At 45.4% G+C, this 23099-nt stretch carries 19 protein-coding genes and 6 tRNA genes; 17 read left to right on the top strand and 8 right to left on the bottom strand.

Going from position 1 to position 23099, the window contains the following annotated elements; all coding sequences use genetic code 11:
* Positions 1 to 65: 65 nt before the first annotated feature.
* From ABD943_RS03230 to ABD943_RS03215, 4 genes are read left to right on the top strand one after another with little or no spacing between them, the layout of a single operon-like run.
* Positions 66 to 656, top strand: a complete 591-nt coding sequence (locus tag ABD943_RS03230; protein WP_345291742.1) for a CDP-alcohol phosphatidyltransferase family protein — start codon at positions 66 to 68, stop codon at positions 654 to 656.
* A gap of 32 nt (positions 657 to 688) precedes the next feature.
* The gene (locus tag ABD943_RS03225) at positions 689 to 1648 is read left to right on the top strand and encodes a phosphatidate cytidylyltransferase (RefSeq protein ID WP_345291741.1); all 960 of its coding nucleotides are present in this window, start codon (positions 689 to 691) and stop codon (positions 1646 to 1648) included.
* A gap of 14 nt (positions 1649 to 1662) precedes the next feature.
* Complete coding sequence (locus tag ABD943_RS03220) at positions 1663 to 2313, top strand: lysophospholipid acyltransferase family protein (protein ID WP_345291740.1); 651 nt, start codon at positions 1663 to 1665, stop codon at positions 2311 to 2313.
* A gap of 5 nt (positions 2314 to 2318) precedes the next feature.
* The gene (locus tag ABD943_RS03215; RefSeq protein WP_345291739.1) at positions 2319 to 2873 is read left to right on the top strand and encodes a YqaA family protein; all 555 of its coding nucleotides are present in this window, start codon (positions 2319 to 2321) and stop codon (positions 2871 to 2873) included.
* 53 nt (positions 2874 to 2926) lie between these two features.
* Here the strand turns inward: ABD943_RS03215 and ABD943_RS03210 are convergent, their stop codons facing one another.
* Positions 2927 to 3337 (bottom strand): hypothetical protein, encoded by a 411-nt coding sequence (locus ABD943_RS03210; protein ID WP_345291738.1) that lies wholly within the window; start codon positions 3335 to 3337, stop codon positions 2927 to 2929.
* Positions 3338 to 3482: 145 nt separating this feature from the next.
* Positions 3483 to 4337 (bottom strand): bifunctional methylenetetrahydrofolate dehydrogenase/methenyltetrahydrofolate cyclohydrolase FolD, encoded by an 855-nt coding sequence (gene folD / locus ABD943_RS03205; RefSeq protein WP_345292680.1) that lies wholly within the window; start codon positions 4335 to 4337, stop codon positions 3483 to 3485.
* 177 nt (positions 4338 to 4514) lie between these two features.
* On the opposite strand from folD, the gene ABD943_RS03200 reads away from it, so the two are divergent.
* The 7 genes from ABD943_RS03200 to ABD943_RS03170 all read left to right on the top strand — a co-directional run bounded on the left by ABD943_RS03200 (position 4515) and on the right by ABD943_RS03170 (position 8922).
* Positions 4515 to 4591, top strand: a tRNA-Pro gene (locus ABD943_RS03200).
* Positions 4592 to 4624: 33 nt separating this feature from the next.
* Positions 4625 to 4701, top strand: a tRNA-Arg gene (locus ABD943_RS03195).
* 49 nt (positions 4702 to 4750) lie between these two features.
* Positions 4751 to 4826: transfer RNA gene (locus ABD943_RS03190), tRNA-His, on the top strand.
* Positions 4827 to 4903: 77 nt separating this feature from the next.
* Positions 4904 to 4988 (top strand) — tRNA-Leu (locus tag ABD943_RS03185).
* 122 nt (positions 4989 to 5110) lie between these two features.
* Entirely contained in the window at positions 5111 to 6403 is a 1293-nt protein-coding gene (gene tig / locus ABD943_RS03180) for a trigger factor (RefSeq protein WP_345291737.1), read from the top strand.
* Positions 6404 to 6482: 79 nt separating this feature from the next.
* A complete protein-coding gene (gene clpP / locus ABD943_RS03175) occupies positions 6483 to 7094 on the top strand; it encodes an ATP-dependent Clp endopeptidase proteolytic subunit ClpP (RefSeq protein WP_345291736.1) in 612 nt (203 codons plus the stop codon).
* Between the two features lie 190 nt (positions 7095 to 7284).
* The gene (locus tag ABD943_RS03170) at positions 7285 to 8922 is read left to right on the top strand and encodes an ATP translocase (RefSeq protein WP_345291735.1); all 1638 of its coding nucleotides are present in this window, start codon (positions 7285 to 7287) and stop codon (positions 8920 to 8922) included.
* Here ABD943_RS03170 and ABD943_RS03165 read toward each other — a convergent pair.
* Positions 8919 to 10796, bottom strand: a complete 1878-nt coding sequence (locus ABD943_RS03165) for a metallophosphoesterase (RefSeq protein WP_345291734.1) — start codon at positions 10794 to 10796, stop codon at positions 8919 to 8921. The two genes, ABD943_RS03170 and ABD943_RS03165, sit on opposite strands and share 4 nt — an antisense overlap.
* A gap of 350 nt (positions 10797 to 11146) precedes the next feature.
* On the opposite strand from ABD943_RS03165, the gene clpX reads away from it, so the two are divergent.
* The 6 genes from clpX to ABD943_RS03135 all read left to right on the top strand — a co-directional run bounded on the left by clpX (position 11147) and on the right by ABD943_RS03135 (position 17574).
* Positions 11147 to 12415 (top strand): ATP-dependent Clp protease ATP-binding subunit ClpX, encoded by a 1269-nt coding sequence (gene clpX / locus ABD943_RS03160; RefSeq protein WP_345291733.1) that lies wholly within the window; start codon positions 11147 to 11149, stop codon positions 12413 to 12415.
* 76 nt (positions 12416 to 12491) lie between these two features.
* Complete coding sequence (lon, locus tag ABD943_RS03155; RefSeq protein ID WP_345291732.1) at positions 12492 to 14894, top strand: endopeptidase La; 2403 nt, start codon at positions 12492 to 12494, stop codon at positions 14892 to 14894.
* A 168-nt stretch (positions 14895 to 15062) separates the two neighbouring features.
* Positions 15063 to 15335 carry an HU family DNA-binding protein gene (locus tag ABD943_RS03150; protein ID WP_046560743.1) on the top strand — a complete coding sequence of 91 codons (273 nt, stop codon included), beginning with the start codon at positions 15063 to 15065 and terminating at the stop codon, positions 15333 to 15335.
* 13 nt (positions 15336 to 15348) lie between these two features.
* Positions 15349 to 15424 (top strand) — tRNA-Val (locus tag ABD943_RS03145).
* 51 nt (positions 15425 to 15475) lie between these two features.
* A tRNA-Asp gene (locus ABD943_RS03140) sits at positions 15476 to 15552 on the top strand.
* 108 nt (positions 15553 to 15660) lie between these two features.
* Entirely contained in the window at positions 15661 to 17574 is a 1914-nt protein-coding gene (locus ABD943_RS03135; RefSeq protein WP_345291731.1) for a SurA N-terminal domain-containing protein, read from the top strand.
* An 80-nt stretch (positions 17575 to 17654) separates the two neighbouring features.
* Here ABD943_RS03135 and ABD943_RS03130 read toward each other — a convergent pair whose 3' ends face one another.
* From ABD943_RS03130 to ABD943_RS03110, 5 genes are read right to left on the bottom strand one after another with little or no spacing between them, the layout of a single operon-like run.
* Positions 17655 to 18443 carry an ABC transporter ATP-binding protein gene (locus tag ABD943_RS03130; RefSeq protein WP_345291730.1) on the bottom strand — a complete coding sequence of 263 codons (789 nt, stop codon included), beginning with the start codon at positions 18441 to 18443 and terminating at the stop codon, positions 17655 to 17657.
* Positions 18444 to 18445: 2 nt separating this feature from the next.
* The gene (locus ABD943_RS03125) at positions 18446 to 19423 is read right to left on the bottom strand and encodes an ABC transporter ATP-binding protein (protein ID WP_345291729.1); all 978 of its coding nucleotides are present in this window, start codon (positions 19421 to 19423) and stop codon (positions 18446 to 18448) included.
* Between the two features lie 9 nt (positions 19424 to 19432).
* Positions 19433 to 20308, bottom strand: coding sequence for an ABC transporter permease subunit (locus ABD943_RS03120; protein WP_345291728.1), 876 nt, complete (start codon positions 20306 to 20308; stop codon positions 19433 to 19435).
* Positions 20305 to 21264 (bottom strand): ABC transporter permease, encoded by a 960-nt coding sequence (locus ABD943_RS03115; RefSeq protein ID WP_345291727.1) that lies wholly within the window; start codon positions 21262 to 21264, stop codon positions 20305 to 20307. Before ABD943_RS03115 ends, ABD943_RS03120 begins: the two co-directional genes overlap by 4 nt.
* Complete coding sequence (locus tag ABD943_RS03110; protein WP_345291726.1) at positions 21265 to 22977, bottom strand: ABC transporter substrate-binding protein; 1713 nt, start codon at positions 22975 to 22977, stop codon at positions 21265 to 21267.
* Positions 22978 to 23099: the final 122 nt, after the last annotated feature.

Below are 23099 nucleotides of genomic sequence, written 5' to 3'. Positions count from 1 at the left end.
TCTTTATGGGAACTTTACCCCATCGAATGATAACAATCGCTCAGTATAGAGCTAAAGGATTTAACATGATTTCAGTCTACCAATTAAAACCCAAGTTTCAGCAGTTACTGCGACCCTTGGTAAGCGGACTTGCCAATGCAGGCGTTACAGCTAATCAGGTAACGGTTGTTGCGATGTTATTGAGTATAGCGACAGGCGCAGTGATCTTATGGCAACAAAGTCTGGTTTGGTTTTACCTTCTTCCCATTGTGTTATTTATTCGAATGGCACTGAATGCTATTGATGGCATGTTGGCGCGTGAACATGATCAAAAGTCAACGCTTGGCGCTTATTTGAATGAGTTCGGTGACGTGATCTCGGACGTTGCTTTACTGCTACCGCTAGCGATATTGCCGGGCATTTCTATTGAGTTACTTGCTGGATTTATTTTCATGGCAATGATGGTTGAGTTTGTCGGCGTGATAGCTCCGATGGTAGGAAAGGAACGTCAATATCAAGGGCCGATGGGGAAGAGTGATCGTGCGTTAGTATTGGGGCTTTTGGGAATGACACTCCCATTGTGGCCGATCGTGGGTACGTATCTGAATTATCTGTTTATGGGACTTATTATTTTGTCAGTCGTGACTATGGTTAATCGCGTTAAAGCAGCGCTGTAAGCACTGAACAATAAGAATTTAAGGAGAACACCATGTTATTTGATTTTGAAAGTATGCGAACCGTAACCCAGGTCTTTATGTTTTTGTTGGCTGGACTGTCTATCGCAACTCTAGTCGGTCTAGCGTTATCACTTTTTAATAAAAAGAAAGACTATACCGAGCTAAAGCAACGTATTAACTCGTGGTGGATCATGATTGGTATTTTCGGTCTAGCGTTATTGATGGGGCCGTTAGTCACTGTACTATTATTTGCTATTTTGAGCTTTGTTGCACTCAAAGAATACTTCTCGATGACGCCAACTCGGTTAGTCGATCGTAATGTGTTGTTTTGGGCGTACCTGACGATACCGTTGCAATATTATTGGGTCGCCACTGGTTGGTACGGCATGTTCATTATCTTTATTCCAGTGTATACCTTTTTGTTCATTCCTTTTCGAATGGTGTTAGCGGGCGAAACAAAAAACTATTTGCGCGCGGTAGGTAACATTCATTGGGGGCTGATGTTGACGGTGTTTACGCTAAGCCACTTGGCGTATCTAGTGATGTTGCCAAGCGAAGGTGAGTACCAGTCATTAACCATGTCGGGTGATGGTGCGGCTTTACTATTGTTTTTGGTGGTGTTGACGCAGTTGAATGATGTTGCGCAATACATTTGGGGCAAGATTTTAGGAACGACGCCGATCGCGCCGACCATTAGTCCTAACAAGACACGTGAAGGCTTGATCGGTGGCGTGATTACAACGGGTATTCTGGCAATGATCTTAGCAGGATTGCTGACGCCAATGATCTGGTGGCAGGGGTTGTTAGTCGGTTTAGGTATTGGCATTGCCGGTTTTATTGGTGATGTGTCTTTATCAGCGATTAAGCGTGATATTGGTATTAAAGACTCGGGGCAGTTAATTCCTGGACATGGCGGTATCCTAGACCGTTTGGATAGTCTGACCTTTACCGCGCCATTGTTCTTCCATGTCATGCGTTATTTTTACTTCTAAGGAAGGATAGCAACATGAAGTATATAAACTTAGCATTACGGTGGTTGTTTTTTGCGGTGATTATCAAGCCGATCGTTAAAATTGTGATTGGCTTGCGTTATCAAAATGAGCCCATTCTCCCGCAGGGTGGGCCCGCCGTCTTAATCGCAAACCACAACAGCCACTTGGATACGATGGTGTTGATTTCGCTATTACCCTTAAAGATTCTACACAAGGTACAGCCAGTGGCCGCAGCGGATTACTTTCTGAAAAATAAATTTATGGCGTGGTTTGCTTTAAACATTATCGGAATCTTACCGATTGAGCGTCAGGGAAAGGACAAGAGTGTTAACCCGATTGAGCAGTGCGCAAAAGCATTGGATAGCGGCAAGATATTGATTTTCTTTCCAGAAGGTTCGCGTGGCGAGCCGGAAAAGATGACCGACTTGAAGTATGGGGTGGTCAAGCTGGCCGAACGCTGCCCCCAAGTGCCTTTTTACCCGATTTATATGCATGGGCTAGGAAAAACCTTACCTAAAGGTGATGCGCTGTTTGTGCCGTTCTTTTGCGATGTGGTGTTTTCAGAGCCTGTGAACTACGACAAGAGTGGTTCAGCGTTTTATGAAGAGGTAAAAAACCGTTTCGCGACGCTGCAAGATTCGATTAAATTGCCCAAATGGGATTAAGCCGCATGAGCCCATACTCAAGAAAAGCTGCTTGCGGAGGATGGGGCTTTGCTGAAGCGACATTATTCTTTATTTTACCCGACGTGCTATTGAGTTACTTCGCGCTTAAAAGGAAAGTGAGCTTATTGCCGCTGATTGCTTGGGCAACGGTCGGAGCCATTATTGGTGGTGTGCTCATGTATTATTGGGGAACGCTTTCGCCAGAGACCAGCTGGCAATGGGTAGAGAGAGTACCGGCCATAAATGCTGAGCTGTTGTATACCGTAGAGCAGCAACTAACATCACAGGGCGCTGTTTCGATCATTCTTGGCCCTTTTCAGGGGTTACCCTATAAAACTTATGCGGTCCAAGCGTATGATGCGGGTATTAGTTTAGAAGTATTTGTTGTTATCTCGATAATTGCGCGGGTGATGCGCTTTATGTTGATTGGCTACGTAGCTAGAGGCATCAGCCATCTACTAAAACGGCGGTTTGGTTTTGAGCAAAGAGGTTGTGTAATGACGTGGGGCTTGGTCTGGTTTGGCGTGTATTTGGCTTACTTTTCGGCGTTTCCTTCATAAATAAAAAAGTGCACCGAAGTACACTTTTCATGGAAACGCCTTCTATGAATGCTTTATAGAATTAACACTATAAATGCACAAACTGCTAACGCGAGACCTAAAGGAATCTGAATAGAAATGAGTTTTTTCGCGGCTTGAGCGCCTTTTTCTTGGGCCGTTTGGTTTTTGGATAGCAGCTTGTCTGAAAGTAAGTTGTAAGACAGGATGAAGCCGACCAAAATCATCAGTATTTGCATGATAAGACCGAAAAGCCCTGCGGTGTACTTCATCATGGCGCCTAAGTGCGGCAAGCTATGAAATAAGAAGTAGTAAAGCCCAAGAACTAACAAAATGACGCCAATGATGCCTTGGTAGGGCGAGAGTTTTTTCAGTGCTTGGCCAGCATCTTGTGACTTTTGTGCAATAAGGCTGGAAGCGGCTAAGAGGCCTCCAACAATAGCTAAGAGCGGGATCAATATGTCCATTTACGAGTCCTTACATTGATTATGCTTTCTAAAGATTAGCGCAAGTCATTGAACTCAAATAGGTTTTTGCTAAAAAAGAGTGAGGTGATTCACACTTTATGTGGAGCCATTCCCGCAGAAGCAGGAATGGCTAGAGAAATATCACTTAATCGTGCAGATGTTCACAGGCGTACAAGGTGTTGCTCATTAGCATGGCAACGGTCATCGGTCCGACGCCACCCGGAACAGGGGTTATCCATGATGCACGCTCTTTAGCCACATCATATTCGACATCGCCAGCGAGCTTGCCGCTCTCAAGGCGGTTAATACCCACATCAATCACGATAGCACCAGGCTTAATCCAGTCGCCTTTGACCATGTTAGGGATTCCTACCCCGACGACGACGATGTCAGCTTCCGACACTTTCTTTGCTAAGTCTTTGGTTTTACTATGCGTAAAGGTGACTGTGCAGCGCTCCATCAGCAGTTCTAAGCCCATCGGACGCCCCACAATATTGGATACGCCAACCACGACAGCATCTTTACCGATAAGGTCGATCCCTGTTTCTTTTAGCATGACCATCACGCCGTAAGGCGTACAAGGGCGCATGGTCGGCATTTTTTGCGCTAAACGGCCCATGTTGTAGGGGTGGAAGCCATCGACGTCTTTATCCGCTTTAATGCGTTCTAAAATGACGTTGGAGTCGAGATGATCGGGCAGCGGTAACTGCACTAAAATACCATCGATAGCAGGGTCTTCATTTAACAAATCTATCTGTTCCAGCAAAGCGTCTTGTGTGGTGTCTGCTTCCATCACAATTTTGCGTGAAATGAAGCCAACTTTTTCACATGCTTCGACCTTTTTGTTAACATAGATTTGTGACGCGGGATCGACTCCCACAAGTATTACGGCTAACCCCGGCGCACGTAGGCCTTTGTCTAGGCGAGCCTTTACTTTTAGGGCTAATTCGTCTTTAACTTTGGCTGAGATGGCCTTGCCATCAAGGATTTGAGCGGTCATGCTAAATAAATTCAAATGATTGTTTGAAAGGCGCTATTGTCGCAATATTGAGCAACATACTCAATGCTTTTGTAAGTGACGAAGAAAATAGAAAAAAAGCGACAAAAAGTGTTGACGGGTATAGGGGAAATCAGTAATATGCGCGTCTCGCAGGGGCAAGCCCCTAGCGACAAAATTCGGAGATTAGCGCAGTCTGGTAGCGCGCCTGCTTTGGGTGCAGGATGTCGGGGGTTCAAATCCCTCATCTCCGACCAATTATTTTCTCGCCTCGACGTCAGGATAAACATGCGTCCGTAGCTCAGTCGGATAGAGCAACGGCCTTCTAAGCCGTGGGTCGCAGGTTCGAATCCTGCCGGACGCGCCATTGCTTCGAGCAAGCGGGTCGGGGAGAACAGTAAAGAGAAAGGTTGATGGTGGGCGTAGCTCAGTTGGTAGAGCCCCGGATTGTGATTCCGGTTGTCGTGGGTTCAAATCCCATCGTCCACCCCAGATTTCTATTAGCGAAATTCAGTTAATTAGAAATTACAATATGGTTCGATGAGGGCTCAGGGCCCGCAATCTAAAACGCGAGAGTGGTGGAATTGGTAGACACGCTGGATTTAGGTTCCAGTGCCGCGAGGCGTGAGAGTTCGAGTCTCTCCTTTCGCACCATCTTTTTTCTAGGTTTATAAAAACTAGTATAGAAAGATGGTTCCTCCCTTATAGTCTTCATCTGAAAACCTGGTCATATATTATTAATAGCTATGAAAACGTAGCCTATCGGAGATCAGCGAATGCAAGTTTCAGTTGAAGCCAGTAACGGTCTAGAAAGAAAATTAGTTATCGATGTACCTGCCGAAAATATTGACGGCGCGGTTCAAAAACGCCTTCAAGAAATGACACGTACCGTTAAAATGAACGGTTTCCGTCCAGGCAAAGTTCCTTTCAAAGTAGTTAAGAAGCGCTATGGTGATGCGGTTCGTCAAGAAATTCTTGGTGAAGTGATGCAGCGTAACTATTTTGAAGCTATTCAAAAAGAAGAGTTAATGCCAGCAGGTTATCCTCAGCTTGAGTTGATTGAGAATAAAGATGGCGAAAACTTAAAGTTCTCAGCGACTTTCGAAGTTTATCCTGAAGTAGACGTTGCAGATCTTTCTGATCTAGAAATCGAAAAGCCAACCTCAGACGTGAGCGACGATGATTTGTCTAAAATGATGGACACGCTTCGTGAGCAACGTGCATCGTGGGTAGAAGTTAAGCGTAAAGCCAAAGAAGGTGACCAAATCGTTATCGACTTTAAAGGCTTTATCGACGGCGAAGCTTTCCAAGGTGGTGAAGCGAAAGAATTCCCATTGGAAATCGGCGCTGGCAACATGATTCCTGGTTTCGAAGAGCAACTGGTTGGCGCTTCGGCGAACAGCGATGTTGAAGTAAAAGTCACTTTCCCTGAAGACTACCATGTGGAAGACCTTAAGGGTAAAGAAGCTACTTTTGAAACGCACGTTCATGTTGTTAATAAGAAAGAATTGCCTACAGCGACTGAGTTAGCTGAACAGTTAGGTGCTGATGACTTGTCTGCACTTAAAGCTGACGTTAAGAAAAATATGGAGCGTGAGCTTCGTAATGCTGTTAAGTCACGCGTTAAAGGCGCCGTGATGGATAAGCTGGTCGAGAAGCATGAGTTCGACATGCCTAAGGCTATGGTTGATCAAGAAATCGACCGTATGCGTCAGGAAATGGCTCAGCGTATGAATGCTCCAAAAGATCAAACTCCTGACCTTCCTGCGGATTTATTTGAAGAGCAGGCAACTCGTCGCGTTAAACTTGGCCTTGTGGTTGCGGAAATCATCAAGTCTCAAGAGCTTAAAGCTGACGAAGAAAAAGTTCGTGCGCAAGTTGAAGACTTGGCGTCGGTATATGAAGAGCCACAAGAAGTCATTGACTGGTATTATGGCGACCCTCAGCGTTTACGTGAAGTTGAGTCGCTAGTACTGGAAGACAGTGTGGTTGACTTGGTGCTAGAAAAAGCTAAAGTAACCGAGAAAGCCGTTAAATTTGACGAGTTACTAAACACGAATAAACAATAAGTTTAGTCTCAAGTCACATAAACATCAGAAGCGGATTTAATCCGCTTCTTTTGTATTTAAAAGAAGGAATCATCGAAATATGAGCAAAATTGATCAACCCATCAGCAATGCTTTAATTCCAATGGTTGTTGAGCAGACCTCGCGTGGCGAGCGCTCTTACGACATTTATTCGCGTTTGCTTAAAGAGCGTGTCATTTTCTGTGTGGGCCCTGTTGAAGACAATATGGCTAACTCTATCGTGGCTCAGATGTTGTTCCTTGAGTCGGATAATCCTGATAAAGATATATACCTGTACATTAACTCGCCTGGTGGTGTCGTTACAGCTGGCATGGGGATTTATGACACCATGCAGTTTATTCGTCCAGATGTATCGACAGTTTGCGTTGGCCAGGCAGCGAGCATGGGAGCTTTGTTGTTAGCAGGCGGCGCAGCAGGTAAGCGTCACTGCTTACCGAACTCTCGTATGATGATTCACCAGCCACTTGGAGGCTTCCAGGGGCAGGCATCTGATATCGCAATCCATGCACAAGAAATTGGTCAGATGAAAAAGCGCCTTAACAGCATCCTATCGCATCATTGTGATAAGCCGATTGAGCAAGTTGAAAAAGATACTGACCGAGATAACTTCCTGTCTGCAGAGGAAGCTGTCGATTATGGTCTAGTTGACTCTATTATCAATTCGCGTAAATAGCGCAACTCAGCGTTGTCAGCCACCCAAGACTAAACAGTGTTGGGTGGCTTTTTTTTGCCTAAAAATTTTCTTACTAGAATAACACTTTTCGTGATTTTGCTTGTCTAAAGACTAGGTCTGTCGTAAATATAATAATGATATAGCTGTTGGATTCTTGGTGGCTTGTTGCAAGTGTATTAGGAGGTTCTAGATGGAAGAACGCCAACACTATAATGTCATTGAGCGATGTCTGGCGCGCTTTGTGTGGATTCGTGCCGGAGAAGGCGTGGGCATTCTGCTGATGTTCTTCAGTCTTTTTCTCCTGATGCTTGCCTATTACCTTCTTAAGGTCATGCGTGACCCACTGATTTTGTCGGACGGTAGTGCAGAATTAAAAAGTTATACCACTGCCGCTCAAGCAACCATTCTGCTAATTGTGATCCCTTTTTTTAGTCGCTTTTATTACAAATACTCAAGCAACAAAGATAAGTCTTTGTTTTTGAGGAAAGTGTTACTGTTTTTCTTTGTCAATCTGACGCTTTTTATCATCGCTAATCAGTTGTCTTTGCCCATCGGAATTGCTTTTTATATTTGGCTGGGAGTCTTCAGCGTGGTTATGGTGGCTTTGTTTTGGGCTTTTTGTGCCGATTGCTTTAATGCCATGAGTGGTAAGCGACTGTTTGCGGTGATTGCAGTAGGCGGTACTAGCGGTGCTTGGGTTGGAGCAAAGCTTGGTGGTTATTTGTTCCCATTAATTGGAGTCTCTGGATTAATGATCCTGTCGGCAGTGCTGTTACTAAGCCTGAACTTTTTGACACAGTTAGGGTATCGAGCGATCCCTCTTGAGTCTCGCGCTGACGAAAGCAACCTCAAACCGGGTATGACTCCAGTGTGGTGGCGTGGTTTGTCGAGGTTTTTTCATAACCGCTATCTATTACTGATTGCCGTTTTCATCTTACTTTATAACTGGATTAACTCCGTTGGAGAATATGTCTTAGCGAAGTTTGTGATTGCGCAGGCCGGGCAAGTCGCCGAGCGAGGCAGTTATCAAGAGCAGCTCTTCATGACAGAGTTTTATTCGGATTACATCGCATGGTTTACGCTAATCGGGCTGCTGTTGCAGGTATTTGTTGTGGCACGTTTGTTTCGCTGGATTGGCGTTGGCGCTTCAATCTTTATTTTGCCTTTCGTGATGGTGATTAATTACAGCTTAATCCTATTCTTCCCGTTCTTTGCGGTAGTGAAGTGGGCGCTGATTGCGGAGAACAGCGTCAACTATTCGATACAGAATACCAGCAGGCACGCATTGTTTTTGCCAGTGTCGCGGGAAGACAAATACCTTAGCAAAAATACCATGGACACCTTTTTCTACCGTTTTGGTGATTTGATGTATGGCGCTAGTGTGGCTATCGGGGTTAATGTATTTGGGCTCGGTACATTTGAGTTTATAACGTTTAACGCTTTATTGGCGGGTCTCTGCTGTTGGACAGCATTGGCAATCCGTAAGCGCTATAAAATTCAATACGGAGATGTTGATCAGGGACATCCCCCCATTCTTGCTTCTGGACTAAAGCCACATACCATAGCGGCTGGCAAGAAAAGCATTCTCACCATTCCTGAGGATACTTTTGTTGAGCCGGATGCAGGCGATATTATTCGTTACCAGTTACGCGCAGCAAATGGCGTAAAACTTCCGGCCTGGTGTCAGTTTGATCACGAGCGACTGACGCTGTCATTAACGCCTCCGAGCGGGCATGACAATAAACTCAAACTTGAAGTGATTGCAAAAGATTTTGCTGGTTATGAAGTCAGCACTTACTGGAAGATCACTATTAAAGCAGAGCTTTAGCGCATTATCTCTAAGAGCTTATCTCGTCTGATAAGGAGCGACTGGATTTGTCTTTTATGCAAATACTGCCCAAGCACTTTTTCTAGGGTGTCGGAATCCAGTGACGCTAGCTTGTCTCTGTATTTGGGAGATAAATAACCTGGGATAGAGCGCGTGTACTCTGGGAGTTCGCTTTTTACTCGAAATGCACGAGTATGATCAATCAACCATAAAAAGCCCGTATCTTTGCTGTATAAACGATTGCCAGTATTTCGATCATCGTTATAAATCAACCAGTCAAAAATGTGCATAATATCTTCGACATCCTGGGTGCTACAGAAGCTATAAAGCGATTCTCCACTATCAATAAGCTCGGTACGAGTAATAGAGTCCTCGACCCAGTACTGCAGAATTCCTGATTGATCATTGTGTTGATATTCCATGGTGTAAGGCACCATATAAAGCCCGAGCAAGCGATCAAGCTTGTAAGCGGCTAAATCATAAATATATCGGTCGGACACATTACCTAGACGACGGTGCCACTTTTTGTCTTGCATTTTGGGGTCGCTATCGAAATATTTAAAAATAGCGTTATGAGTCTTACCACCGTACTCAAAAGTGAGTTTTAACGGTTTGCTGTAAAAACTATCTAAGTTTTTTTCTTTGACCACGGATGCTTGGGCAAAAAAGTCAGCTAAATAGGCGTCACTATAACCATTCGGGTAGAGAGGCTTGCGAACGGGGTCCGGTAAAGGTGCAGTAGCGTTTTTATTATCAATATTAACAACGTTCAGTTCGTCATCCTCGATGACTACAGCACTGGGATGCCCATTATAGTGAGTGCGCAGCATTCCTGTGTCCAACAGGATCAGTTTGTTATCAAATCGAGAGCGTACCATGCGACTATCGTCTGGCGTGTGGCCAACCAAGATTTGCTTTGCCGAAAAGTGCGCTAGCGCTTTGTCTAGAGTCTCTTGCTCCGAGTATATATGGCAATAAATATTGCCACGATACCAAATTGGACCAAAGGTGGTTAGCATCAATGAGTCAGATACTTGGAGAAAGTCTTTCGCCTTGGCGCGTACCGCTCTGCGGTTAAGGGCTCGGGATTTGATTTTGTTATCAAGCAGTAATTGAGCTACTTGCTTACGTTCGCCTTTATCGAAGTAATGTTTAAATAAGCCAGCGTCAATGAGCTCGTGGTATAAAGTGGCATATTGTTTTAAGTCGTGGCGAAAACGTTGGTTGATCTCATGTTCATTAAGTTCCAACGCTAGCAATTGAGGTGAAATGCCGCCATGAACATAAAGTCGACCGTTTACGGTTCGAAGGACATCTTTACTCAAGAGCCAGCGGCCATAGTAGCCATCTGGAGCAAACGCAGCAACTAGGCCAAAATAGCCTGGAGGGTACATTGTTAAGAACGCCTTTTTGCTGTCGCGGTTATCATCTTTGCCACTGTAGTCTAGGTAGTCTTGGTAAATCTTTTGGCGGTAAGACTGAGATTCTTCGGGAATGAAGGCCGCAAACTCCTCATCGGCCACATAACGGAGGTCGGGCATAATGTTCATTGCTTCATGATTGCCGAGTAATGCAATGACTTCACCGCCAGCCTTTTCAGCTTCTTTTTCAAGCCGAATCCATAAATCTAAGACTTTTCGTGATTCAGGCCCTCGATCTAAATTGTCGCCAATAATCACCAGCGAATCGGTGGATCCCGTCCAGTGCAGCTTATGGTCAATGACTTCGCTTTGCTGAAGGACCTTAAGTAGATCTTGATAAGCGCCATGAACGTCTGTAATCGCGACCGTTCGCTCCGCTGAACTGGTCCAAGGAAGTAATAATCCAGCAAATAACAGGAAAGATGAGAGAGTGTAAGCTTTTAGAAGTTTCATGGGCTGTATTAAGATGGAAACCTTATTTTGAGTATACCACAGGCGATAAATCGTGAGTGACATGCACCTCAAAATAGCTTGAGCAATAATCTAGGATAATTGGTTAAGTTTAGAGCTGTTATGGGATTGCGAGGCTTTTTGCTTTTGTTAGTTTGAGATATTTGGTACTGTTATGCTATGGGAAGCTGATTTTGTCAGTATGCAAGCAAAGCAAAGCGCCTTTTATACTTGAAAAATCAACAATCAGCCTCATTTCTTCATTTAGAGAGAACTGGCTTTACACGACTCAGTGTTTAAAAGCATAACTAAAGCCCCGCCTTGCCAAATAAGGCGCCTGCTTGAGGTAGAAGATGAGTAACGAAAACTCCGATGATAAAACACTTTATTGTTCTTTTTGTGGCAAAAGTCAGCACGAAGTTAAGAAGCTGATTGCAGGACCACGCGTGTTTATTTGTAATGAATGCGTGGATTTATGCAATGACATCATCATTGAAGAGATTCAAGACATTGCTTCAAAAGAAGCAAAGGAAAAACTACCAAAGCCAAGAGAAATTGCCGACTTTTTAGAGCAATACGTAATTGGGCAAGAAGATGCCAAAAAAGTCCTCTCGGTGGCGGTTTATAACCACTATAAACGATTGGAACATGAGCCGCATTCAAGCGAGCATCAGGACGTTGAGTTAGGTAAAAGTAACATCTTGCTGATCGGTCCGACAGGTAGCGGTAAAACATTATTAGCTGAAACGTTGGCGCGGATGTTGGATGTGCCTTTCACTATGGCTGACGCAACCACCTTAACGGAAGCGGGTTATGTCGGTGAAGACGTTGAAAATATTATCCAGAAGCTGCTTCAAAAATGCGACTATGACGTCGAGAAAGCCGAGCGCGGTATTGTCTATATCGATGAAATCGATAAGATTTCTCGTAAGTCAGACAACCCTTCAATCACACGTGACGTGTCCGGCGAGGGTGTTCAGCAGGCATTATTGAAGCTGATCGAAGGTACTGTGGCATCGGTTCCACCTCAAGGTGGGCGTAAACACCCGCAGCAAGAGTTCCTGCAGGTTAACACTGGCAGCATTCTGTTTGTCTGTGGTGGTGCTTTTGCTGGACTGGAGAAAGTTATCCAAGAGCGTACGGAAAAGGGCGGCATTGGGTTTGGCGCTGATGTCAAAGAAGTGAACGACAGCGTAAAAGTTGGAGAAATGCTTCAGAAGGTTGAGCCTGATGACTTGGTGAAGTTTGGTTTAATCCCTGAGTTTATCGGACGTTTACCGATTTTGACCACGTTAAAAGAGCTTGATGAAACCGCACTGGTTCGTATTTTAACGGAACCTAAGAATGCGCTCACCAAACAATACAGCAAGCTGTTCTCGCTGGAAAATGTGGAGTTAGAGTTCCGCAAAGACGCTTTAACCGCAGTCGCGCACAAAGCCATGGCCCGCAAAACCGGTGCTCGTGGTTTGCGTTCGATACTTGAAGAAATCTTACTCGATACCATGTACGACTTACCTTCGTTAGAAGGGGTAAGCAAAGTGTGTATTGATGGTGCGGTGGTTAAAGGCGAAGCTGAGCCTTTATTGATTTACGATAACCAATCAAAAGCTGCATCTGAGTAATAAATACGATTGGCTACGCTGCTTGATGGCGTAGCCTGATCCCACTGATTCATAAAATCCCAGGAAAAGTGAATTCATGCCATTAGAAACGAAACAACTTCCATTATTGCCACTGCGTGATGTGGTGGTGTTCCCACACATGGTTATCCCATTGTTTGTTGGTCGTGATAAGTCGATTCAGGCTTTGGAAGAAGCAACCAATGGCGACAAGCAGGTCATGTTAGTGGCGCAAAAAGAAGCCACTGAAGACATGCCAGATACAGACCAAGTTTATGATTACGGTTGTGTCGCAACCATCTTACAAATGCTCAAATTACCAGACGGTAACGTCAAGGTTTTGGTCGAAGGCGTGCAGCGAGCGAAGGTCGTTAATTATGTACAAACTGACCCGATGTTCATCTCAGAGGTTAGTTTTGTTGAAAACCAGTCTGGTGAAGAAGATCAAGAAGATGCTTTGGCTCGAGCTGCACTGAACAGCTTTGATAAATACGTCAAACTGAACAAGAAGATTCCGAGTGAGATTTTGACCACGCTTGCGGGAATCGAGAACCCGAGTCGTTTAGCGGACAGCATCGCTGCTCATATGTCATTGAATATTGAGGACAAACAGGAAATCCTGCAGATGGAGTCTGTGGTTGAGCGTCTTGAGCATCTAATGAGCAAGATGGAAAGCGAGATGGATTTGCTGGAAGTCGAGAAGCGAATTCGTGGTCGTGTAAAGAACCAGATGGAAAAAAACCAGCGCGAGTATTATTTGAATGAGCAAATCAAAGCGATTCAAAAAGAGCTAGGCGATGGAGAAGAGACTGCTTCTGAACATGAAGAGTTAGCGAAAAAGATTGAAGAAGCTGGAATGACTAAAGAGGCCAAGGAGAAAGCTGAGGCCGAGTTGAAAAAATTAAAAATGATGTCGCCGATGTCTGCTGAGGCAACAGTGGTTCGAGGCTATATTGATTGGTTATTGGGCGTTCCTTGGAAAAAGCGCAGTCGCGTAAAGCACGACTTAGTCAAAGCCGAGGATGTCTTGGATGAAGATCACTATGGTTTAGAGAAGATTAAAGACCGTATCCTAGAGTACTTAGCAGTACAGCAACGTGTTAAAAAGCTAAAAGGACCAGTGTTGTGTTTGGTTGGCCCGCCAGGGGTGGGTAAAACATCATTGGGTCAATCTATTGCACGCGCTACCGGTCGTAAATACACACGTATGGCGCTTGGCGGCGTGCGTGATGAAGCTGAAATCCGTGGTCACCGTCGTACTTATATCGGCGCTATGCCTGGTAAGTTGATGCAGCGCATGAGTAAAGTCGGCGTCAAAAACCCGTTATTCTTGTTGGACGAAATCGACAAGATGGCGATGGATATGCGTGGCGATCCGTCTTCAGCATTGCTAGAAGTATTAGATCCTGAGCAAAATCATACCTTTAGCGATCACTATCTTGAAGTGGATTATGATTTGTCTGAAGTCATGTTTATTGCGACCTCTAACTCGATGAACATTCCTGCACCGTTGCTTGATCGGATGGAAGTGATCCGTATCCCGGGTTATACCGAAGACGAAAAGGTTGAAATTGCGAAGCGTTACTTGCTGCCAAAACAGATTAAAAATGCCGGCCTTAAGAAAAATGAGCTGGACCTTGCTGAGAGTGCTATTCGTAGCATTATTCGCTATTACACGCGAGAGTCGGGCGTTCGTAACTTAGAGCGTGAGATCTCGAAAGTGTGCCGTAAAACGGTCAAAGAGCAGCTGTTAGCCAAAAAAGCGCAAAAGACCATCAAGGTTACGGAAGATAACATTGACAAATACCTTGGGGTACAGCGCCATGATTATGGCCGTGCCGGCGAAAGCAACAAGGTTGGCCAGGTTACAGGTTTGGCTTGGACTTCGGTTGGTGGTGAGTTACTTACCATTGAGTCGGTTGTGGTGAACGGTAAAGGTAAGCCTGTCTTTACGGGACAACTGGGTGATGTCATGAAGGAGTCGATTCAAGCGGCCATGACGGTCGTCAGAAGTCGATGCCTAGCCTTAGGCATACAACCTGACTTCTACGAAACCAAAGACTTACATATCCACGTTCCAGAAGGCGCCACGCCAAAAGACGGCCCAAGCGCCGGTATTGGCATGTGTACGGCGTTAATTTCTTGCCTTACCGATATCCCTGTTAGGAAAGACGTCGCCATGACAGGCGAAATTACGCTGCGGGGCGAAGTGTTACCGATTGGCGGCTTAAAAGAGAAGCTGTTAGCGGCGCACCGAGGTGGTATTAAAACGGTGATTATTCCGAAAGAGAACGAACGAAATCTTGAAGATATTCCAAAAAATATCAAACAAGATCTAAAAGTTGTTGCGGTGAAATGGATCGATGAAGTGATTGATATTGCACTTGAGAGACTTCCTGAGCCCATCAGTAAGCCGGTTGAATCTGACCCTAAATCTACTTCTTCCGGAAAGGATGAAGCGAACAAAATTCAACCACATTAAGCGGGAAATGCTGATTTTTAGAGACTTTTAGCCATATTGCTCTAAATTATCTTGACAGTTTTAACAGTCAGTTGATATAACAGAGCACCTTGAGTTATGCATAAAAACTCTAAGAAACGCAGTATATTTTTTAATCACAGATTTTCTAAAAATTAAAGGGGAAAGTGAGTGAATAAATCAGAATTAATTGATGCTATCGCAGCAGGCGCAGATATTTCTAAAGCAGCAGCAGGTCGTGCACTAGACTCAATGCTTGACGCAGTAACAGATTCTCTTCAAAAAGGTGAAGGAGTTTCTTTAGTTGGTTTCGGTACGTTCTCTGTAAAAGAGCGCGCAGCACGTCAAGGCCGTAATCCTAAGACTGGTGAAACTATCCAAATTAAAGCCGCAAAAGTTCCTGGCTTTAAAGCTGGTAAAGCGCTTAAAGACGCGGTAAACTAGCGCCGTTTTTTGTGGGTGGTTAGCTCAGTTGGGAGAGCATCGCCCTTACAAGGCGAGGGTCACTGGTTCGAGCCCAGTACCACCCACCAAGTCTTTCACTACAAGTTTGTTGAACGCTTGTAGTGAGGACTCAAAAATTCGGAGCGGTAGTTCAGCTGGTTAGAATACCGGCCTGTCACGCCGGGGGTCGCGGGTTCGAGTCCCGTCCGCTCCGCCATTATTTTGAGCGCGCCTTAATGGCGCGTTTTTTATAACTAGGGTACGAAACTGGTTATAGAGTCAGTTTAAAAGTCATAGAAAAGATAAACCAAAGGTAATTTCAGCCATGATGTTGGAAAAAATTCAGCAGAGCATGCAAAGCCCAATAATGAAGGCGTTGATGTTCATCATTATTGTGTTTTTCATTGGAGCGGGCTATTTCGGCGCTAATATGTTTGGTGGTGATCCGGAGAAGATTGCAGAAGTTGAAGGCGTATCAATTAGCGGGCAAGCTGTTCAGCGCCGTATTGACAATATGCGTCAACGTGATGGTGCGGAATTCGAAAAGCGCTACCCGACAGAAGCCAGCCGCGAACAATTGCGCCAATCCATCGCACAGCAGCTTATCAGCCAAGAAGTGGTCGATGCGGGTATCGCTAATGCCGGCATGACAGCTTCTGATGAGCAGGTCAAAAAATGGATACGAACTTTTGAACCATTTCAGTCAAACGGTGAGTATTCATCATTTCAAGCTCGAGAATTTTTACGTGCTAACGGCTGGTCAGAAGACTACTTGAATGAGTACGCGCAAGAGCGTATTGCAGCTGAGCAGCTTCAAAATGCAATGAATTCTAGCGGCTTTGCTTTGAATAACGAGATCGAAACCCTTTACCGCTTGCAAGAGCAGACGCGTAACGTTCGTGTGCTGAAAGTGCCAGTGGCTAGCTTCTCTGAGAGCGTGACTTTTGAAGACAATGAGTTGGAAGATTATTACAACAAAAATAAAAGTCGATTCATGCAGCCTGAGCAAATTAATCTTAAATACGTGCGTTTGTCTGCCGATGCGCTCGTAGAAGCTAAAAAAGCAGATGTCACTGAAGAAGACATTCAGGCGTATTATGAGCAGCAGTCGTCGCTGTTAAGTGATCCGGCAGAGATTCAAGTGGCTCACATATTGATTGATAACTCTGTCGATGATGCACAAGCTAAAGCGGAAGAGTTATTACAGCAAATCAATAGTGGTGCAGATTTCGCTGAGCTAGCAAAAGAGCACTCAAGCGATACTTTCAGTGGCGAAGATGGTGGTCAACTGGACTGGGTTGACGCTGTTGAACAAAGTGAAAATTCAGCCGGAACGGGTTGGGCTCCTGAATTTGAGAAAGCTGCGCTGGCTTTAGAGAACAAAGGTGACGTCACAGAAGTTGTTGAAACGGACTTTGGTTTCCACATTATTAAGTTATTGGACCGTCGTGAAGCTGAAAAAACACCACTATCAGACATGCGCGATGAGATTGTCCAGAGTCTAGCGAAAGAAGCTGCGGACGATGAGTTCTATACCAAAGAATCAAAGCTTGCAGAAGTTTTATTTGAGTATGGCGACAACATCGATACCTTTGCAGAGCAGGTAGGGCTGGAAGTGCAGGAAACGGGTATGTTTAGCCGTGACAATGGCACAGGCATCGCTGCTGAGCCAGCGTTGGTGGAGCAAGCATTTACTGCAAAAATTATCGACTCTGAGCAAGTCAGCGATAAAATCGTCCTTAGCAGTAAGGATATCGTATACGTCACCGCTAAAGATTATCAAGCTGAAAAAGTGAAGCCTTTTGAAGAAGTGAAGCCACAAATTGTGGCGACTTTAACCCAAGAGAAAGCTGCAAAAAATGCAGAATCTTTTGCAAACAAGGTGTTAGAAGCAGTCGAAAGTGGTGAGTCAGCGGGTGCTATGATTGCTGAGCAAGGCCTAGAGTGGCAAGAAAATGATGCGTTGAAGCGTCGTGATTCTGGTATGGATTTTGCTTTGGTCTCGGCGGTGTATCAAATGACGGCTCCAGAAGGCGAAGACTCTCAGTTGCAAGTTAAGCCGCTATTTAATGGCGACTATGCTGTGATTGAGTTAAAAGAGGTTAATTACCCTGATGTCTCATCGATGGATGAAGCCACAATGACACAACTTAAGCAAACAGCTAAGAGTCTAAATGTGCAGGCAGATACTGCCAACCTCATCCAACACTTTAGAAACTCTATAGAGGTTAAACAGTAATTTATTGCTGGACAAAAAAGCCACTCTTTTGAGTGGCTTTTTTTATGACGGCTAATTTATTCGGTAAAGACTTACCTTAATCAAGTGACAGACTTTTTATAACCTGCTGAAGCATTGAGTAATTCCAGTGTGTACTGAGATTTTGGCTGACTGAATACATCAGTCACACGTCCGTATTCTACCTGAGTGCCATTATTCAAAACCAAGACTTTATTGCTAAAGTGCTGCACTAACCCTAAGTCATGAGAAATGAAGACGTAGGCGAGATCGAGCTGATCTTGTAGATCGAGCAGTAAATTAATAATTTGGGCTTGTACTGAAACGTCTAGAGCCGAAACTGGCTCGTCGGCGACAATGACCTTAGGGCGCAGTAACAAAGCACGAGCAATGGCGATACGCTGACGTTGGCCGCCTGAGAAAGTATGAGGGTAACGTTCGGCATATTCCGGCCGTAAACCGACCATCTCAAGCACTTCAATAATTCTATCTCGCCTCTGGCTGGCTGTGTACTGGGTACCATTATGCAGCGGTTCCTCCATACTTTGCCTGATTGTTGCGCGGGGGTTCAGTGAAGCTGAAGCATCTTGAAAAATCATTCGAATATTCTTATACCATTCAAACTTATGCTTACGTTTGAGAATGTCTTTTCCCTCAAAGAATAGTTCACCGCTATCAGGCCGATCAGCGCCGACCAGAATGCGCGCTAAGGTAGACTTACCAGAACCAGACTCGCCAACAACGGCAAGGGTCTGCCCTGCATTCAGGCTAAAGTCGACACCATGCAAAACCTCAAGCTGCCCTTGGCGTAAGGGGTTATTGGAGACTCGATAGCTCTTACGAATATCTTTGGCGCTGAAAAGGTTAGGCATAATTAATCATTCTCCTCCAGTAGAGGGAAGTGGCAACGAACTTTGCGTCCTTTAATGGAGCGAAGAACTGGAGCCTGTACGCACTGCTTGTTGGCATAAGGGCAGCGTGGACCCAAGTAACAACCCACCGGTAGATGATCCAGAGATGGAGTGCTTCCTTTCAGGTTAAATAAACGCCGTCCTTTCTTATAGTGCATCCCGTAATGTGGGACGCTATCTAGCAATGACTTAGTATAGGGATGATAAGGTTGGCTCAAAAGATTATAAGTCCGACCGGACTCGACAATTTGACCGCCGTACATGACATAAACTTTATCGGTCGTTTCAGACAGAATGGAGAAGTCATGGGTAATCAGCATCAATGCCATGTTGTGTTCTTCGTTAAGGCGTAGCAGCAAGTCCAAGATTTGCGACTGAACCGTAACGTCTAAAGCTGTGGTGGGCTCATCCGCAATTAACAGTTTAGGCTCACAGGCTAAGGCCATGGCAATCATGACGCGTTGGTTCAATCCACCGGATAGCTGATGCGGGTATTCTTTAAAGCGTCTTTTACCATCAATAATTCCGACTTGAGCTAAAAGCTCTTGAGCTTTGTCATAGCGTTGCTTGCGCGTGCCGCCAGCATGAAAGCGGATGGTTTCATCAAGCTGGTAACCGATAGTCAAGGAGGGGTTCAGGCTTGAAGTCGGCTCTTGGAAAATGATAGAAATATTACTACTAATGAGCTTTTGCCGCTCAGTCGGACTCATTCGAGTTAGATCGTGACCATCAAGGTTAAAGAGATCGGCGCGCATTGTCGCGGCAGGAGAAAGCAGTCCTGCGATGGCTAAAGCCATGACACTTTTTCCCGATCCTGATTCGCCAATGACGCCTTGAACCTGACCTGAGTTAATCGAAATTTTTGCGCTGTCGACAGCGGGAATAATACCGCTATCAGTCTTGAAGTCGACGCTCAAATTTTCTACTTGCAATAAGCCCATATGGTTAACCTAACGGTTCAAGCGCGGGTCAAGTGCGTCACGTACGCCATCGCCCACAAGGTTAATAGAAAGAACGGTTAAAAAGATGGCTAAACCCGGTAGAGTCATGGTCCAGGGTGCAAACTGAATAAAAGCGCGTGATTCAGAAAGCATGGTTCCCCATTCGGCCATAGGTGGCTGTGCGCCTAGCCCTAAAAAGCCGAGCGCTGCAATGTCCAAAAGCGCGGTGGAAAAGCTAAATGTCAGTTGCACAATTAATGCTGGTACGATGTTTGGCCAAACATGGTGAGTTAACAATCGTAGCCGCTTAGCACCATCCAGTTTGGCCGCCATGACGTAATCTTTGTTCAGCTCTTCGGTAATGGAGGACTGGGTGATGCGCACAAATTGAGGCACTAAAACAATAATCACGGCGTAAACCGCATTGGGGAGTCCGGGGCCTATGATTGCCACGATGGCGATAGCCAGTAATAATGACGGGAAAGATAATAATAAATCCATGATACGCATTAATAGTGAGCGTAACGTTGGGTTTAAAAATGCTGCTGCAGCGCCCATCACAACCCCAGTCAAGGCCGCGATCAAAACAACGACCAAGGTAAGCTGCAACGATAGGCGGGCGCCGTAAAGCAGCCTCGATAGCATGTCACGGCCCAGATCATCGGTGCCGAAGAAGTACTTAAAGTCACCGGCCGAATCCCAGATGGGTGGGATCAACACTTTATTGCTGAACTGATGCGCTGGATCATGTGGTGCAACCCACGGGCCTATGAGCGCCATCAGCAATATTAAGCAGAGCACTAAGAGGCCAATCATGGCACCTTTATTTTCACGGAAAATAACCCAAGCCGCTTTTTGGTTAGCGCTGACCATCCGCTTTATCATGATGGTCTCCTGAGGCGTGGGTTGAGGTAAATACTGATAAAGTCCAATGCCAAGTTAAAGGCGATCACAATAATCGACAAGGCCAAGACCCCGCCTTGAATACTGGCGAAGTCACGGCGAGACACTGCTTCGAGTAGCCATTTGCCGATACCGGGCCAGGCAAAAATGTACTCGGTAATAATAACGCCGGACATGATGATGCTGATTTGTACACCGCTAATGGTCAAAATGGGCTGTAGGGCGTTACGAAGGGCATGCACCCAAATGATTCGTTGGTTGCTGATTCCTTTAGAGCGCGCCGTACGGATATATTCAGACTTCAACACCGCCAGCAGCGAAGAACGCGTCATCCGAGCAACAATCGCCATCGGAATGGTACTCAGTGTGATGGCAGGTAATACCAAGTGATGTAACGCATTTAAGAAGGCACTGAAGCCGTACTGATTGTGGTGAAGCAGGGTGTCAATCAGCATAAAACGGGTATAGGGTTCAATATCGTAGGCAAAGTCGATACGTCCTGCGACCGGAGTCCAACCAAGGGTCAAAGAAAAGAGCAATACCAATAGCATGCCCCACCAAAAAATTGGCATGGAGTAGCCAATCAGTGATGACGTCATTAAAGTATTATCAAGCCAGCCACCACGACGTGTTGAGGCGACAATTCCCAGCCCGAGCCCAGCCGTTACCGCTAACACCATGGCCAGTAAAATCAGTTCAATGGTAGCAGGGAAGTGCTGTAAAAAATCTTTAAGCACGCTGCGCTTATGAATGCTTGATGTGCCCCAGTTGCCATCCAGTAAAAATTGTAAATATTCAAAATACTGGATAAAGACGCTGTTGCTTTGATACGTGTGGACCGGTGTGTCTGACTGTAAACTGAGAATAAAGGTTAGAACCGTCAGTCCCAAAAGACTGATAATTAGTGTGCCGATTTGTTTAAGCAAAGTAGCAAACATTTATTGGCGCTCCTTTGTCTCAGCCGGCTTCGATTTTCCTTCATGAATCGTGACCCCTTCGAAGTTAATGTTACCAATCGGGGAAACGGTTAAGCCACTAATTTCAGGTTGGATTAATACGCTGTTGTTGGCGTGAGCAATGGTGAGCCACGGTGCTTCGCGCTTAAACACTTCTTGCGCTTTTAGGTAATACTCGGTTCGATCGCTCTGCGCGGCGGATGTTCGTCCTTTTAAGATAAGGTCATCGAATTGGTTATTGCACCACTTGGCGTAGTTGTTGCCACTAATGGCAGAGTTACAGCTGAGTAACGGGCTGAAAAAATTATTTGGATCGGCATTATCTGCATTCCAGCCCAGTAGCACACTATGATGAAGTCCTTGAGCGAGGCGTGATAAAAAAGTACCCCATTCATAAGTGATGATTCGAGCGTCAACGTTAATATCCGCCAAATCTTGCTGAATCATTTCAGCCATTTTACGGGCATTAGGGTTGTATGCTCGCTGGATTGGCATGGCCCAGATATCAATGGAAAAGCCATTGGCATAACCTGCTTCAGCCAAGAGTTCAGTCGCTCTGCGCTTACTATAAGTCACTTTTTGGATATTTTTATTGTAAGCCCATGATGATGGAGGTATGGGGTTGGTCGCTAGGGTCGCTTGGCGGTCGTAAACGGTTTGAAGGATCGCTTCACGATCGATAGCCATGGTTAAAGCGCGTCTCACTTTTGCGTCGTGAAACGGTGGTTTTTCCGTATTGAAAGCCCAGTAAGCCACATTGAGGCCAGGAGTTTGTACTACTTTAAGGTCATTTTTCTGAGCGACTCTCAAATGGACGGGGAGCGGGTAACTCATGACATCACACTCGCCAGCACTGAAACGTGCAAACCGCATAGCAGCATCGGGAGTGATGGCAAAGACTAAGTTCTTCACCCGCTTGCTCTGGTTAAAGTAGTTATCAAAACGCTTATAGCGAATATAAGCGTCAGGTTCGTAGCGCTCAAAGCGGAAAGGACCTGTGCCAATAGGTTTACTGTCAATCCACTCTGGACGGTGAAGTCGATTTAATTGCTGTGCATATTCGGCCGATAAGATGGATGCGAAAGGCGTTGCCAAGATTGACAGAAATGGACTCTCAGGGCGGGTAAGGATGAACTCAACTTGGTGCTCACCGGTCTTGCGGATATCTTTTATTAGTTGACCCATACTTTGTGCCGTAAAGTATGGGTAGCGCCCGCCTGAAATACCGTGGTAAGGGTGACTGCTTAGGCGTTGCCGGTTAAAGCTGAAGATAACATCGTCGGCATTCATTGAGCGACTTGGAGTGAAAATTTGGCTGCCATGAAAGGTAATGTCGTCCCTTAAATTAAAGGTATAACGCAAACCATCATCACTGATGTGCCAGGACTTTGCTAAAGAGGGAGCGATTTCAGTAGTGCCAGGTTTGTAGGTAACCAACTGATTATAAATGATATTTGCAGTTGCATCGTAAGAGGTCCCGGAAGTGACGAGCTGTGGGTTAAAGCCATCAGGACTTCCTTCGGAGCAATAGACGAGGAGGTCTTTTGCGTCATCAGCCTTCTCATTATCACTAGGAGCGCAGGAGCAACAGGCTAAAGCGGCCAGCGAAATTAATAGCCGCGCTCGGCGAGAGAGGTCTCTGTACAGACTGCTATTTATCATCAGGTCATTGTTTTCGTTAGATTTCTTAATCATAACAAGCTTATTGCCTAGTGCCTAGAGTTGCTTTGTCTAAGTCCTATCTCAGCAAGTATCGACGAGTTGTAACAAGCTGTGAACAAGCGCCAACTTTAGCCCGTAACAAGTTGAAAGGACAG

The organism is Kangiella marina, assembly GCF_039541235.1.
GTDB classification, from domain to species: Bacteria; Pseudomonadota; Gammaproteobacteria; order Enterobacterales; family Kangiellaceae; genus Kangiella; species Kangiella marina.
This window is presented reverse-complemented; position numbering and strand designations above follow the sequence as displayed.

Coding starts and splice junctions, on each gene's coding strand:
- ABD943_RS03220 (WP_345291740.1), top strand. CDS start 1,663: ATGAAGTATATAAACTTAGCATTACGGTGGTTGTTTTTTGCGGTGATT.
- tig (WP_345291737.1), top strand. CDS start 5,111: ATGCAAGTTTCAGTTGAAGCCAGTAACGGTCTAGAAAGAAAATTAGTT.
- ABD943_RS03215 (WP_345291739.1), top strand. CDS start 2,319: ATGAGCCCATACTCAAGAAAAGCTGCTTGCGGAGGATGGGGCTTTGCT.
- clpX (WP_345291733.1), top strand. CDS start 11,147: ATGAGTAACGAAAACTCCGATGATAAAACACTTTATTGTTCTTTTTGT.
- ABD943_RS03165 (WP_345291734.1), bottom strand. CDS start 10,796: ATGAAACTTCTAAAAGCTTACACTCTCTCATCTTTCCTGTTATTTGCT.
- ABD943_RS03115 (WP_345291727.1), bottom strand. CDS start 21,264: ATGTTTGCTACTTTGCTTAAACAAATCGGCACACTAATTATCAGTCTT.
- ABD943_RS03110 (WP_345291726.1), bottom strand. CDS start 22,977: ATGATTAAGAAATCTAACGAAAACAATGACCTGATGATAAATAGCAGT.
- ABD943_RS03230 (WP_345291742.1), top strand. CDS start 66: ATGATTTCAGTCTACCAATTAAAACCCAAGTTTCAGCAGTTACTGCGA.
- folD (WP_345292680.1), bottom strand. CDS start 4,337: ATGACCGCTCAAATCCTTGATGGCAAGGCCATCTCAGCCAAAGTTAAA.
- ABD943_RS03225 (WP_345291741.1), top strand. CDS start 689: ATGTTATTTGATTTTGAAAGTATGCGAACCGTAACCCAGGTCTTTATG.
- ABD943_RS03170 (WP_345291735.1), top strand. CDS start 7,285: ATGGAAGAACGCCAACACTATAATGTCATTGAGCGATGTCTGGCGCGC.
- ABD943_RS03120 (WP_345291728.1), bottom strand. CDS start 20,308: ATGATAAAGCGGATGGTCAGCGCTAACCAAAAAGCGGCTTGGGTTATT.
- lon (WP_345291732.1), top strand. CDS start 12,492: ATGCCATTAGAAACGAAACAACTTCCATTATTGCCACTGCGTGATGTG.
- clpP (WP_345291736.1), top strand. CDS start 6,483: ATGAGCAAAATTGATCAACCCATCAGCAATGCTTTAATTCCAATGGTT.
- ABD943_RS03125 (WP_345291729.1), bottom strand. CDS start 19,423: ATGGGCTTATTGCAAGTAGAAAATTTGAGCGTCGACTTCAAGACTGAT.
- ABD943_RS03135 (WP_345291731.1), top strand. CDS start 15,661: ATGATGTTGGAAAAAATTCAGCAGAGCATGCAAAGCCCAATAATGAAG.
- ABD943_RS03210 (WP_345291738.1), bottom strand. CDS start 3,337: ATGGACATATTGATCCCGCTCTTAGCTATTGTTGGAGGCCTCTTAGCC.
- ABD943_RS03130 (WP_345291730.1), bottom strand. CDS start 18,443: ATGCCTAACCTTTTCAGCGCCAAAGATATTCGTAAGAGCTATCGAGTC.